We start from the raw sequence: 13,648 nt of genomic DNA, 5'->3' as shown, positions 1-13,648 counted from the left end.
CCGCGGCCGGGCAGTACCTGGTGGTGCTGGGCGCGGCGCTGCTGCTCTCGGTGCCCACCGTACTGCTCATCGCCCCGGGCCTGGCCGGTTAGGGCCCGTCCGCGGGCCGGCAGCGGACCGGCAGCGGACCGGCAGCGGACCGGCAGCGGACCGGTAGCGGACCGGTAGAATTGACCGGTCATGCATTGTTCCTACTTCGAGGCCGGCCGCTGCCGCTCCTGCACACAGCTCGACCGCCCCTACGCCGAACAGCTGGCCGCGAAGCAGCTGCACTGCCGCAATCTCCTCGCCGGCCACCCGGACCTGCAGTGGCTGCCGCCGGTGGCCAGCGCCGAATCGGGCTTCCGCAACAAGGCCAAGATGGTGGTCGGCGGAACGGCCCGGAACCCGACGATCGGCATCCTCGACGACCAGGGCCGGGGCGTGGACCTGAGCCAATGTGCTCTGTGCACGCCCGGACTGCAGGCCGGCTTCCCCGTGCTCGCCGCGTTCGTCAAGCAGGCCCGGCTCACGCCCTACGACGTTCCGCGGCGCAGCGGCGAGCTCAAGTACCTGATCGTGACCGAATCCCCGGACGGCAGGCTGATGCTGCGCCTGGTGCTGCGCTCCGAGAAGCTGGTCGGGCGCATCCGCCGCCACCTGCCCGCGCTGCTGCAGGCGTTGCCGCAGCTGGAGGTCGTCTCGGTCAACCTGCACCCCGAACACAAGGCGGTGGTGGAAGGCGAGCGCGAGATCCTGCTCACCGACCAGGCGACGCTGCGGATGCGTGTCAACGGCATCGACCTTCACCTGCGTCCGCAGAGCTTCTTCCAGACCAATACCGCAATCGCCGCGGCGCTGTACCGCCAGGGCCGCGCGTGGGTCGACGAGCTGGCGCCGGCATCGGTCTGGGACCTGTACTGCGGCGTCGGCGGCTTTGCCCTGCACTGCGCCGCCGAATGCCGGGATGTTGTCGGCATCGAGACCAGCCGGGAAGCCGTTGCCAGCGCCGAACTGAGCAGCCGGCAGGCCGGCCTGCACCGGGTGCGCTTCCAGGCCGGCGATGCCGCGGCCTTCGCCGCCGCGGCGGATCGGGCACCCGACCTGGTGATCGTCAATCCGCCGCGGCGGGGCATCGGCCGCGGGCTGTGCGGCTGGCTGGAATCGTCCTCCGTGCAGCACGTGGTCTATTCCAGTTGCAATGCCGCCTCCCTGGCCCGCGACCTCGCGGCGATGCCCTCGTTCACCGTGCGGCGCGCCCGGCTGCTGGACATGTTCCCGCAGACCGCCCACTACGAAGTCATGGTCCTGCTCGAACGCGCCTAGGGCGCGCCGGCCAGCCGGACCGGCTACGCGTCGATCCGCTCGCGGTCCAGCATGCTGGCACCGGCGATGATGAACTCCTTGCGCGGGGCAACGTCCGAGCCCATCAGCAGGTCGAAGGCGCGCTCGGCTGCCTCGGCATCCTCGATCCGCACCCGGCGCAGCGTGCGGTGGCGCGGCTCCATCGTGGTCTCCGCCAGCTGGTCCGCGTCCATCTCGCCCAGTCCCTTGTAGCGCTGGATCGGCTCCTTGTACTTGCGCCCGTCCTTCTCCAGCGTGGCCAGCAGCTGCACCAGCTCGCTGTCGGAGTAGGTGTAGACCATCTCGTTGGCCTTGGCACCGGGGTTGACCACCTCCACCCGGTGCAGCGGCGGCACGGCCGCGTACACCCGGCCGGCCTCGACCATGGGCCGCATGTACCGGAAGAACAGCGTCAGCAGCAGCGTGCGGATGTGCGCGCCGTCCACGTCCGCGTCCGTCATCAGGATCACCTTGCCGTAGCGGGCCGCGTCCAGCTGGAAACTGCGCCCGGAACCGGCACCGACCACCTGGATGATGGCGGCGCATTCGGCGTTGGAGAGCATGTCCCCCACGGACGCCTTCTGCACGTTCAGGATCTTGCCGCGGATCGGCAGCAGCGCCTGGTTCTCCGAGGAGCGGGCCAGCCGCGCGGTGCCGAGTGCGCTGTCGCCCTCCACGATGAACAGCTCGGAACGCTCCACGTTGTCGGTCCGGCAGTCCAGCAGCTTGGCCGGCATGGACGAGGTCTCCAGCGCATTCTTCCGCCGCTGCGTCTCCTTGTGCACCCGCGCGGAGATGCGGGACTTCATCTCGTTGACGACCTTCTCCAGCAGCAGCGCCGACTGGGCCTTGTCGGCGCGGGCCGTGGAGTTCAGCTTCGCGGTGATCTCCTTCTCCACCACCCGGGAGACGATCCCGCGCACGGCCGAGGTGCCCAGGATCTCCTTGGTCTGGCCCTCGAACTGCGGCTCGGCCAGGCGGACGGTGAGCACGGCGGTCAGCCCTGCGAACACGTCGTCCTTCTCGATCTTGTCATTGCCGGCCTTCAGCTTGCGCGCGTTGGCCTCGATGACCTTGCGGAAGGACTTGAGCAGCGCCTGCTCGAAGCCGCTCTGGTGGGTGCCGCCCTTGGGCGTGGCGATGATGTTCACGAAGCTGCGCACGGTGGTGTCGTAGCCGATGCCCCAGCGCAGCGCCACGTCCACCTCGCAGTGGCGCTCCACCTCGGCGATCCGGCTGTGCCCGTTCCCGTCCAGCACGGGCACGGTCTCCTTGAACTTGCCCGCGCCGTGGATGCGCCACACATCGGTGACCGCGGTGTCGGCAGCGAGGAACTCCACGAACTCGGAGATGCCGCCGTCGTGGTGGAAGACCTCCTCCACCGGCCCGTCCTCGCCCGGGGTGCCGGGCAGCCGGCGCTCGTCCCGCAGGGTCAGGCGCAGCCCCGGGACCAGGAACGAGGTCTGCCGGGCACGCGCCTGCAGTTCCTCGTAGGAGAACTTCGCATCCGGGGTGAAGATCTGCCGGTCCGCCCAGTACCGGATCCGGGTGCCGGTCACCCCGCGCTTGGCCTTGCCGACGACGGCGAGCTTGGAACTGTCCAGGAAGGGCTCGAAGGGGGCCTCCGGGCTCGGGGTCTTGCCGGTGTCGGCGAAATTGCCGGGTTCGCCCCGGCGGAAGCACATCTGATAGGTCTTCCCGCCCCGGTCCACCTGCACGTCCAGCCGGGCAGACAACGCGTTGACCACGCTCGCGCCCACGCCGTGCAGGCCGCCCGAGGCGGTGTAGGAGCCGCCGCCGAACTTGCCGCCGGCGTGCAGCTTGGTGAACACGACCTCGACGCCGCTCAGGCCGGTCTTCGGCTCGACGTCGACGGGGATGCCGCGGCCGTCGTCGTGGATCTCCACCGAACCGTCCGAGTGCAGGATGATCCTGATGTTCTGTCCGAAACCGGCCAGCGCCTCGTCGACCGAATTGTCGATGATTTCCCACAGGCAGTGCATCAGGCCGCGCGAGTCCGTGGACCCGATGTACATGCCCGGCCGCTTGCGCACTGCCTCCAGGCCTTCCAGAACGGACAGGTGCCGGGCAGTGTAGTCGGAACTCGGTGGCGTCACAGGTAAAGCTACTCCTTGTACGGGGTGCGGGGATCGCACGGGCAGATCCCGGGGCCGGCTATTTGGGACAACCGGCCATTACTAGGCTAGTCCCCCTTGGCCCGTACGAACGCACAGACAGCCGAGCGCGTCGGTCACAACCGGGTCGGCGCCGGCTGCCGGAGCAAGGCAGCGAGTACGCGGAGAGCGAAAGTGGGCCCGGAAGATGAAAAAATCCGGCGCCCGGATGGTTATATAGGCGTAACGCACTTGAAGGAGGTCGCCATGACAACAGCAGTAGCCACCCGTGAATTGACCGCGATGGACCGTTGCGATCGCTGCGGCGCACAGGCCTACGTGCGCGTTGTGCTGTCCTCCTCCGGGGGAGAACTGCTCTTCTGCGCCCACCACGCCCGCCAGCACGAAGCGCAGTTGCGCCCGATCGCCGCCGAATGGCAGGACGAGACCGGCCGGCTTCAGGAGAAGTCCCCCGCGCTGGCCGACGATTAGGGACCGATTAGGGACCGGGGTCCCATCCCGGGGAAAAACCGCATATCGAGTACAAGAGGAGGGGACCGGACATCCGGTCCCCTCCTCTTGTGTGTTCCCTCTTGCGTGTGTTCCGGGCCTGCCGGCACGCAAAAGGCGGTGCCCCCTTCCCCGTCCCGGAAAGGGGGCACCGCCTGCAGTCCGGGTCCGCGGCCGCCGCCGGGACCGCCGGCCTGCCTAGTCCAGGTAGTCGCGCAGGACCTGCGAGCGCGAGGGGTGGCGCAGCTTGGACATGGTCTTGGATTCGATCTGGCGGATGCGTTCGCGGGTCACACCGTAGACCTTGCCGATTTCGTCTAAAGTCTTCGGCTGGCCGTCGGTGAGCCCGAAGCGCATGGCGACCACGCCGGCCTCGCGCTCGGACAGGGTATCCAGCACCGAGTGCAGCTGTTCCTGCAGCAGGGTGAAGCTGACCGCATCCGCCGGCACCACGGCCTCGGAGTCTTCGATCAGGTCGCCGAACTCCGAGTCGCCGTCCTCGCCCAGCGGGGTGTGCAGCGAGATCGGCTCGCGGCCGTACTTCTGGACCTCCACGACCTTTTCCGGGGTCATGTCCAGTTCGAGGGCCAGCTCCTCGGGGGTGGGTTCGCGGCCCAGGTCCTGGAGCATCTGGCGCTGGACGCGGGCGAGCTTGTTGATGACCTCGACCATGTGCACCGGGATGCGGATGGTGCGGGCCTGGTCCGCCATGGCCCGGGTGATGGCCTGGCGGATCCACCAGGTGGCGTAGGTGGAGAACTTGAAGCCCTTGGTGTAGTCGAACTTCTCGACCGCGCGGATCAGGCCCAGGTTGCCCTCCTGGATCAGGTCCAGGAAGAGCATGCCGCGGCCGGTGTAGCGCTTGGCCAGCGAGACGACCAGGCGCAGGTTGGCCTCGAGCAGGTGGTTCTTGGCGCGCTTGCCCTCGTGGACGATCTGCTCCAGGTCCCGGCGCAGGCGCGTGTCCATGGACCCGTCGTCCTTGGCCAGCTTCTCCTCGGCGAACAGGCCCGCCTCGATCTTCAGGGCCAGGTCCACCTCCTGCTCGGCGTTGAGCAGGGCGACCTTGCCGATCTGCTTCAGGTAGTCCTTGACCGGGTCCGCGGTGGCGCCGGCGGAAACCACCTGCTGGGCGGGAGCATCGTCGTCGTCGGCATCCGAGTACACGAAGCCGGTGCCGGTTTCGGAGGCCTTCTTCGCCGGAGCTTCCTCGGTATCGGTGTCCTCGACGACTTCGACTTCCTCGACCTCGCTCAGGTCCGGCTCGACGTCCAGATTCTCGTCTTCGAGCTCATCGATCTCCTCTTCCGCTTCGGCTTCGGCGGGTTTGGCCGGGCCCTTCTTGGCGGCAGCGGCACCGGGCTTGCGCCCGCGGCGCTTCGGTGCTTCCTCCGGCCCCGCGGCCTTGCGGCCCTTGGATCCGGACCGGGCAGCGGTCTGCTTGGCGCCCGCGGTCTTGGTCGACGACGTTGTCGCAGAGGTCGCAGTCTCTTCGGCAGGAGCTGCTGCAGTCTTCTTGTCGGGTGACACAGAGAACCTTTCATACGGCGTTCTGTGGAGCTACCTGCGGGCAACACCACTATGACCCTGTCAAGTCCGTGTATTGATTCAAGATCGATCCGCGGACGCAGGGCCTGCAAAGCAGAACCTGTGCCGCGGTACTGGTATTCCCGGATCAGTGAAGACTGCTGGGAATACTATCTGAAACACGAACCCGACCGGGTCTCGGTTCCCATTGTCTCATGATTTCCCAGCCGGCGTGAAAGAAGGCGTCCGCCGGTCCCGCACCCACAACCCGGCGGTGCCGCAGTCCGGCCCCCGGGTCCGCCTCCGCGCCGCCGCGTCCGCGCAGGTCCGCCTCCCCTGCCCGGCAGGCACGGTCAGGCCGCCCGCGGAGCCGTGCCGGGCCATGCCGTGTCCGGGTCGAAGGACCATTCGGGCAACACCCCGCTGGCCAGCAGCCCGTGGATCAGGACGGCCAGCCGGTAGTCCGCACATTCGCCCAGCACCGCGTCGACCATGGACTGGGCCCTCGACCCGCGGGCGCGTGCCCACTCCAGCCAGGCCAGGATGGTCCCGCAGGCTGCCCTGGGCGTGGCCTCGGCCGCGGTGTAGAGGGAGGCAAGCAGCTTCGCCGCCGCGTCCACCCGGCCCCAGTCCGGCGGGGAGGCGGTGCTGCCGGTCAGGATCCGGGCAAAGCCGCTGCCATATTCCCCCGGGGACCGGTCCGGTTCCCATTCCGGCAGGCCGGTCCCCGTCCCGGCGGGAAAGCCCGTCCCGGGACGGGGCGCGGTGAGCAGGCCGCTGCCGAGGGCACCGCCGTAGGCGGCATCGAAGCCGAGGCAGACCTGGACCACCAGCGCATCACGGACGCCCGTGCATTCCAGGCTGGCCAGCAGGAACGCCGCCATGTCCTGTTCCGGCAGGCCGCCGCCGGTGACTTCCCGCTCCCAGCAGCCCAAGGTCCGCCGGAAGGTGTCAGGGTGGGTCCAATTGCCGGTGAAATTGCCGGCGAATTCAGCAACCCCGGTGCGCAGCCGTTCCCGGTCCCAGCCCGGCACGGCTTCCGGCAGGCCGAGAGCCGCCTCCGGGCTTGCCGCCACCTGGCTTCCCCGGTAGATCATCTCGGCGTTCAGCACGCTTTCGGCAATCCGGTCCGTGCTGTGGCCCGGGTCCGGGCAGCATTGCGGATCCGTGCAGTACAGGCCGCGCCAGTGGCGTGGGCCGACCACCCAGCCGTCCCGCACCGGCAGCCCTGCCCGGGCCAGGCCGGCGAGCAGGTGGTGCGCGAGGACTGCGTAGGCCGGAGGGGTGCCGTCCCATCCGGCGGCCGTGTAGATGACCAGCAGCGAGCTGTCAGCGGCCCGGTGCCTGCGCAGGTAGCCGGCCGCGGCGTCCGCGAAGCCGGTGAGGGTGTCCGCGTCCCGGTGCCGCGGCAGGTCCAGCCGGAGGGTGGCGCCCAGGCGGCGGCCGGTCAGGGAAATCAGCACGGCGCTTTCGGCCGGAACAAAGCCCAGCGCATGCGGAATGTAGCCGAGGATGTCCTGGGCCTGTTTGGCCTTGAACGGGTCCGGTGGCGGCGCGGGTTCCGGGTCAAGAGGTGTGGTGTCCATGCACCGAGTCTGGATGCGGCGGCCTGTCCGGGTCAGGGCGCTATGCCCCGTTGTGCACGCATTCGGCACCGGGGCCGCCTGTGGAGGACTGGACGGCAAAGGTCCGGTCAGCCGCGGACGCCCGGGTCCCCCGTGTCTTTCGCGCGGCTCGGCGGCTCCGGCCGGCGCTGCGTTCGCGCGGTGCGCGAACGGCGCAGCAGCACCTTATGGAGCGGCTGGACCATCACGCCCTGCTCGGCCAATTGCGTGCGCACCTGCCGCCTGGTGGCCAGCAGCGCCGCGGCACCCCCGGCCAGGAACACGAACTGCAGGCACAAGGCCAGTTTGAAGGACTCCAGCGCATACAGCTGGCCGCCGGAGAAGCCGCTGGCCTTGAGTGCGTCCAGAATGAGGCCGATGCCGAACATCACCAGCAGCGCCGAGACGAACCCGCCCACGTTCACAATGCCGGTGGCCGTGCCCACCCGGCTGACCGGGTTGAAGGTCCGGGCGAAATCAAAGGCGATCATCGAGCCGGGCCCGCCCACCGCGAGCACCACCACCAGCAGCACCAGCAGCCACAGCGGCGCACGTCCCGGGTACAGGATGACGGCCAGCCACACCGCTGCCGTGGCAGCCGTAATCAGCAGCACCATGTTGGAGCGGCGCATCGGATGGCGGGAGACGAACGTACCCACGAACGGCCCGCACGCCAGCGCCACCACCACGAACAGCGTCATCAGGGCCGAAGCCGCGGCCGGGTCCAGGCCCTGCGCCGAGGCCAGGAACGGGTAACCCCAGGCCAGCACGAAGACATTGCCCGCGAACTGGACGGTAAAGTGCGACCACAGCCCCAGCCGGGTGCCCGGCTGCTTCCAGGCTCCGGACAGGGACTGTCCGGTCTGCCGCAGCGTCGGCGGCACCGGCCGCACGACGCCGTCCGGCACGTCGCGGACGACGGCGGCGGCCAGCACCGCGGCCAGGACGGACAGCCCGGCGGCGGCGAGGAACGCGCTCGTCCACCCATTCAGGCGCAGCAGGGCGACGAACGGAATGGCACTGACGATCTGGCCCAGCATGCCCAGTATGCCGGTCAGCTGGGTCAGCAGCGGGATGCGCAACGGACGGAACCAGGTCGGCAGCAGGCGCATCACGGAGACAAACGTCATGGCATCGCCGGCCCCCACCAGCAGGCGCCCTACCAGCCCCTCGGGCACCGAGGCGGCAAAAGCCAGCTGCGCCTGGCCCAGGCACATCAGTATTGCGCCGCCGGCGATCATGGCGCGGGAGCCGAACCTGTCCACCAGCAGGCCCACGGGCACCTGGAGGCCGGCGTAGACCAGGAGCTGGACCACGGTGAAGGCGGACAGGGCCGCGGCCGAAGCGTCGAACCGTTCGGTTGCGGCCAGGCCGGCTACGCCGAAGGACGTCCGCTGCGTGATGGCGACCAGATACGCGAAAACTGCGATTCCCCAAATCAACCATGCACGCCGCGTATCCATGTCCCTCATTATCGGCAGGGGTACGAGGGGGACGCTAATCCCCCACGCCGGGCAGCCCGTCCTGGCGCGGCGGCTGGGCTGCCAGGTAGGCCTCCACGGCGGCGCCGAGTTCGTCGGCGTCCGCCAGCTCGTCGTTTTCCTTGGTCAGCAGCGAGCGGCGGGACGTGTGCTCCGCATGCTCGTCGTAGCGCTGTTCCAGCTTGCCGACAATGCGCGCCACCTCCGCCGAATCCCTGACCTGTTCGGCGATCTGCACCCCGACATCGCGGCCGGTTTCCCGCAGCCGGTCGGTCGGCAGCACCAGCGAGGTCGCCGCGCCAAGGTATTCCAAGGCCGCGACGGCGGCCTGCGGATAGACCGAATCCGCCAGGTAGTGCGGCACGTGCACCGAATAGCCGACGACGTCGCGCCCGGCCTCCATCAGGCGCACCTCCAGCAGGGGTGCGACGGCGGCCTGCAGTTCCGCCGTCGGCTTCCAGGAGGTGATTCCCTCGATCAGGTCCTGGCGGTTGCCGTGCGCGGTGACGCCGACCGGCCGGGTATGGGGCACCGGCAGCGGCAGGGACTGGATCCAGGCCACCAGCCGCACGTCGAGGCGCTCCACCAGACGCAGCACCGCACGGCAGAACCGCTCCCATTGGTAGTCGGGCTCAGCCCCGGTCAGCAGCAGGAAGGACCTGCCCAGGCCGTCGCGCAGCCGGTACAGCTCGATGGCCGGTGCCTGGTAGTCCGCAAAATGGTCCCCGGCAAAGGCGATGCGCGGCCGGTTGCCGCGGTAGTCCACCAGCTGGTCCGCATCGAACCGCGCCACGCGCTCGGACTCGAGCTGGTCCAGCAGCTCGCTGCGGATTTGCGAAACCACGTGGCCGGCCTCGGCAACGCCGGTGAACCCCACGATCATGTCCAGCCCGCGCAGCTCCTCCGCATCGATGAGCCGGTGGTTCGTACTGACCAGGGATTGGGGGTCCAGCATCACTTTCTCCATTCCGGCAGCCGCGCCGGCACCGTGGGTGCCGGCGCGGCTGCGATGACGATATCCGTTTTGCGCATAGCGCGCAGCGGATCGAAATAATTCCGAAGCAACTTCGGCGGCACTACTGTAGACACAACGTTATTGCTCGGCATCCGCCCGCGCCCGGCAGCGTCCGCCAGCCGGACGGCACCGTGACGTCGGCAGGAAGACCGTGACGTTGGCAGGAAGTACGCCAAGCGATGTACATGAATGACGCGAAGTGAGGACAGATCTGCGTGGCCACAACCCCCGAGCTCAAAATCAGTGCCGCCAAGGACGGGAAGGCCCGCGCCGACGCGCTGGTGGTCGGGGTGGCCGAGGGGCCCGACGGCCCGGTCCTGCTGAAGACCCCGCTGGCGGCTGCATCCGCCAAGGCGCTGAATGACTCGCTCGGTGCCCTAGGCATCACCGGCGCCCGGGACGAAGTACACCGCCTGCCGGGCCTGCCCGAACTCAATGCGGACGTCCTGGTCCTGACCGGACTGGGCAAGGCCGCGGCCAACGGATCCGCCGGCACCGAGGACCTGCGCCGGGCCGCCGAGTCGGCGGTGCGGCAGCTCGCGGGCCTGCCCCGGGTGACACTGGCCCTGCCGGCGGCCAGCGTGGAGGCGGTCGCCGCCGTAGCCGAAGGGGCAGCGCTCGGTGCCTATGCGTTCAACGAACACCGCAGCCGCACGGCCGCCAAGGACCGTCCGGCGGTCCGGGAAGTGACCATCCTCACCCCCGCGGCCGCAGAGAAGTCCCTGGCCGCGGCGCTGGAGCGTGCCCGGATCGTCGGCCGGGCCGTCAACGCCACCCGCACCTTGGTGAACCAGCCGCCCAGCCACCTGTACCCGGAGACCTTTGCCGCCGCGGCCAGGGAGCTGGCCGGAAACCTCCAGGTGAAAATCACCGTGCTGGACGAAAAGCGGCTGGAAAAGGACGGTTACGGCGGGCTGACCGGCGTCGGCAAGGGCTCCACCCGGCCGCCGCGCCTGGTCAAGCTCGAATACGCCCCCGCCCGCCCCAAGGCCAGGCTCGCCTTCGTCGGCAAGGGCATCACCTTCGACTCCGGCGGCCTGTCGCTGAAGCCGGCCACCGGCATGGTGACCATGAAGTGCGACATGGCCGGGGCCGCCGTCGTGCTCAATACCATCCTGGCCATTGCCGAACTGGGCCTGCCGGTGAAGGCCACCGGCTGGCTCTGCCTGGCCGAGAACATGCCGTCGGGAACTGCCCAGCGGCCCTCGGACGTGCTGACCGTCTATGGCGGCAAGACCGTGGAGGTGCTCAATACCGACGCCGAGGGCCGGCTGGTCATGGCCGACGGGCTGGCCGCGGCCAGCGAAGAGGAGCCGGACGTGCTGATCGATGTTGCCACCCTGACCGGGGCGCAGATGGTGGCCCTGGGCAGCCGGGTGGGCGCGGTGATGGGCGACGACGGCGTGCGGGATGCGGTCAAGGCGGCCGCGGACCGTGCCGGAGAGCTGTTCTGGCCCATGCCGCTGCCTGAGGAATTGCGCCCGAGCCTGGACTCCCTGGTCGCCGACCTGGCCAATATGGGCGAAAAATTCGGCGGCATGATGACTGCGGCCCTCTTCCTGCGCGAATTCGTGGGCGAGGCCCACGGCGAGCGGATTCCCTGGGCCCACCTGGACATCGCCGGGCCCGCCTTCAACGAAGGTGCGGCCTACGGCTACACCCCCAAGGAGGGCACCGGGATGGCGGTGCGGACGCTGCTGGCGTACGCGGAGGACGTCGTGGCCAGGGCCCGCTGAGCCAATGGCGTGAATCCGGGCACATTCGAGCCCCGGACCGCCTTAACCAAGTAGATGATAGAGAGAAGGTAGGGCTAAGGTGATCAGTTAGCATCACTTTGCCCAATCAACAGTCGATGTGCAATATGCACGTCCTGATCACGCGAGGGAGCGTTCAAGTGGCCGATTCGGCAACTGCGCAAGAATTCGACATCCTGGTACTGGGAGGCGGCAGCGGCGGCTACGCCGCCGCCCTGCGTGCCGTGCAATTGGGCTTCACGGTGGGCCTGATCGAGAAGGGCAAGCTGGGCGGCACCTGCCTGCACAACGGCTGTATCCCCACCAAGGCCCTGCTGCACTCGGCCGAACTGGCCGACCATGCCCGGGATTCCGCCAAATACGGCGTCAACGTCACGCTCGACTCCATCGACATGAATGCGGTGAAGGCCTACAAGGACGGCATTGTCGCCGGCAAGTTCAAGGGCCTGTCCGGGCTGATCAAAGCCAAGGGCATCACCGTCATCGAGGGCGAAGGCAGGCTGACCGGCCAGGACACCATCGAGGTCGACGGCAGCACATACAGGGGCAAGAACATCATCCTGGCCACGGGCTCCTACTCCCGCACGCTGCCCGGCCTGGAAATCGGCGGCCGCGTGATCACCTCCGACCAGGCCCTGGAGATGACCGAACTGCCGCAGAGCGTCGTGATCCTCGGCGGCGGCGTGATCGGCGTCGAGTTCGCCTCGGTCTGGAAGTCCTTCGGCGTGGACGTGACCATCGTCGAGGGCCTGCCCTCGCTGGTCCCGAACGAGGACCCGGCCATCATCAAGAACCTCGAGCGTGCCTTCAAGAAGCGCGGCATCAAGTTCAACACAGGTGTCTTCTTCGAAAAGGTCGAGCAGACCGCCAACGGCGTCATCGTCACCCTCGCCGACGGCAAGACCTTCGAGGCGGACCTGCTGCTGGTGGCCGTCGGCCGCGGTCCGGTCACCGGCGGGCTGGGCTTCGAGGAAGCCGGCATCACCATCGACCGCGGCTTCGTGACCACCAACGAACGCCTGCACACCGGCGTCGGCAACATCTACGCCGTCGGCGACATTGTCCCGGGCGTGCAGCTGGCCCACCGCGGCTTCCAGCAGGGCATCTTCGTGGCCGAGGAAATCGCCGGCAGGAACCCCGCCGTCGTCGAGGACATCAACATCCCGAAGGTCACCTTCTGTGACCCGGAAATCGCCTCCGTTGGCCTGAACCAGCCCCAGGCCGAGGAGAAGTTCGGCAAGGAGAACGTGGAGACCGCCGAATACAATCTGGCCGGCAACGGCAAGAGCTCCATCCTCGGCACCAGCGGCATCATCAAGATGGTCCGCCAGAAGGACGGCCCCGTCGTCGGCATGCACATGATCGGCGGGCGCATCGGCGAGCAGATCGGCGAGGCGCAGCTGATTGTCAGCTGGGAGGCCTACCCGGAGGATGTTGCCGCCCTGATCCACGCGCACCCGACGCAGAACGAATCCCTCGGCGAAGCCGCCATGGCCCTGGCCGGACGCCCGCTGCACGGCTGACATCCGATCCCCGCACGCGTGCCCCCGGACCGTCCACGACCGGGGGCACGCCGGGCCTGCAACATTCCTCAGCCGCGCGCTGACTTGGAGAACACACGAATAAGGAGAAACGGGGACGACATGTCTGAAACCGTGAACTTGCCCGCCCTCGGTGAAAGTGTCACCGAAGGTACCGTTACCCGCTGGCTGAAGCAGGTAGGTGACCGGGTTGCAGTAGACGAACCCCTGCTGGAGGTTTCGACCGACAAGGTCGACACGGAAATCCCGTCCCCGGTTGCCGGCGTGATCGAGGAAATCCTGGTGGCCGAGGATGAGACGGCCGACGTCGGAGCACCGCTGGTCCGCATCGGTACCGGCGAGGGGACCGCCGAGACCACGCCCGCCGCTCCTGCCGCCGAGGCGGCTCCCGCCCAGGAAGCTGCCCCCGCCGACGCCGCTCCCGCCGACGCCGCTCCCGCAGCCCCGGCCGCCCCGCAGGCCGGCGCCGCCGAAGGCACCAAGGTCACCCTGCCCGCCCTCGGCGAGAGCGTCACCGAAGGCACCGTAACCCGCTGGCTGAAGCAGGTCGGCGACACCGTGGCGGTGGACGAGCCGCTGCTGGAGGTCTCCACGGACAAGGTGGACACCGAGATCCCCTCCCCCGTTGCCGGCACCGTGCTGGAGATCCGGGTCCAGGAAGATGAAACGGCCGAGGTCGGGTCCGTCCTGGCCGTGGTCGGCTCCGGCGCACCTGCCGCCGCTCCGGCCGCTCCCGCCCCCGAGGCTGCACCCGCTGCCGCCGAGCCGGTGGCAGCTGC

General features: G+C 68.9%; 10 protein-coding genes. 5 read left to right on the top strand and 5 right to left on the bottom strand.

Going from position 1 to position 13,648, the window contains the following annotated elements:
- Positions 1-180 precede the first annotated feature (180 nt).
- Positions 181-1,305, top strand: a complete 1,125-nt coding sequence (rlmC, locus tag ACFQ36_RS14925; RefSeq protein ID WP_377014921.1) for a 23S rRNA (uracil(747)-C(5))-methyltransferase RlmC — start codon at positions 181-183, stop codon at positions 1,303-1,305.
- A 23-nt stretch (positions 1,306-1,328) separates the two neighbouring features.
- On the opposite strand, the gene ACFQ36_RS14920 is transcribed toward rlmC, so the two are convergent.
- On the bottom strand, positions 1,329-3,440 hold the full coding sequence (locus ACFQ36_RS14920) for a type IIA DNA topoisomerase subunit B (protein WP_377014919.1): 2,112 nt from the start codon (positions 3,438-3,440) through the stop codon (positions 1,329-1,331).
- A gap of 264 nt (positions 3,441-3,704) precedes the next feature.
- Between ACFQ36_RS14920 and ACFQ36_RS14915 the strand changes: the two genes are divergently transcribed.
- Positions 3,705-3,929 (top strand): hypothetical protein, encoded by a 225-nt coding sequence (locus ACFQ36_RS14915; protein WP_377014917.1) that lies wholly within the window; start codon positions 3,705-3,707, stop codon positions 3,927-3,929.
- 216 nt (positions 3,930-4,145) lie between these two features.
- Here ACFQ36_RS14915 and ACFQ36_RS14910 read toward each other — a convergent pair whose 3' ends face one another.
- The 4 genes from ACFQ36_RS14910 to ACFQ36_RS14895 all read right to left on the bottom strand — a co-directional run bounded on the left by ACFQ36_RS14910 (position 4,146) and on the right by ACFQ36_RS14895 (position 9,514).
- Positions 4,146-5,477, bottom strand: a complete 1,332-nt coding sequence (locus ACFQ36_RS14910; protein WP_377014915.1) for an RNA polymerase sigma factor — start codon at positions 5,475-5,477, stop codon at positions 4,146-4,148.
- Positions 5,478-5,827: 350 nt separating this feature from the next.
- Complete coding sequence (locus ACFQ36_RS14905) at positions 5,828-7,060, bottom strand: DUF4192 domain-containing protein (RefSeq protein ID WP_377014913.1); 1,233 nt, start codon at positions 7,058-7,060, stop codon at positions 5,828-5,830.
- Positions 7,061-7,167: 107 nt separating this feature from the next.
- On the bottom strand, positions 7,168-8,541 hold the full coding sequence (locus ACFQ36_RS14900) for a nitrate/nitrite transporter (protein ID WP_377014911.1): 1,374 nt from the start codon (positions 8,539-8,541) through the stop codon (positions 7,168-7,170).
- 34 nt (positions 8,542-8,575) lie between these two features.
- Entirely contained in the window at positions 8,576-9,514 is a 939-nt protein-coding gene (locus tag ACFQ36_RS14895; protein WP_377014909.1) for a proteasome assembly chaperone family protein, read from the bottom strand.
- A gap of 275 nt (positions 9,515-9,789) precedes the next feature.
- On the opposite strand from ACFQ36_RS14895, the gene ACFQ36_RS14890 reads away from it, so the two are divergent.
- The 3 genes from ACFQ36_RS14890 to ACFQ36_RS14880 all read left to right on the top strand — a co-directional run.
- On the top strand, positions 9,790-11,310 hold the full coding sequence (locus ACFQ36_RS14890; protein ID WP_377014907.1) for a leucyl aminopeptidase: 1,521 nt from the start codon (positions 9,790-9,792) through the stop codon (positions 11,308-11,310).
- A 158-nt stretch (positions 11,311-11,468) separates the two neighbouring features.
- Entirely contained in the window at positions 11,469-12,851 is a 1,383-nt protein-coding gene (gene lpdA / locus ACFQ36_RS14885) for a dihydrolipoyl dehydrogenase (protein WP_377014905.1), read from the top strand.
- A 120-nt stretch (positions 12,852-12,971) separates the two neighbouring features.
- A partial coding sequence (locus ACFQ36_RS14880; protein WP_377014903.1) for a biotin/lipoyl-containing protein occupies positions 12,972-13,648 on the top strand: 677 nt, incomplete at its 3' end.

The organism is Arthrobacter sp. GCM10027362 (genome assembly GCF_042679445.1).
Lineage (GTDB): Bacteria > Actinomycetota > Actinomycetes > Actinomycetales > Micrococcaceae > Crystallibacter.
This window is presented reverse-complemented; position numbering and strand designations above follow the sequence as displayed.

Bases quoted from the DNA above. Each gene is read 5' to 3' on its own strand.
- rlmC (WP_377014921.1), top strand. From the start codon at position 181: ATGCATTGTTCCTACTTCGAGGCCGGCCGCTGCCGCTCCTGCACACAG.
- ACFQ36_RS14915 (WP_377014917.1), top strand. From the start codon at position 3,705: ATGACAACAGCAGTAGCCACCCGTGAATTGACCGCGATGGACCGTTGC.
- ACFQ36_RS14905 (WP_377014913.1), bottom strand. From the start codon at position 7,060: ATGGACACCACACCTCTTGACCCGGAACCCGCGCCGCCACCGGACCCG.
- ACFQ36_RS14900 (WP_377014911.1), bottom strand. From the start codon at position 8,541: ATGGATACGCGGCGTGCATGGTTGATTTGGGGAATCGCAGTTTTCGCG.
- ACFQ36_RS14895 (WP_377014909.1), bottom strand. From the start codon at position 9,514: ATGCTGGACCCCCAATCCCTGGTCAGTACGAACCACCGGCTCATCGAT.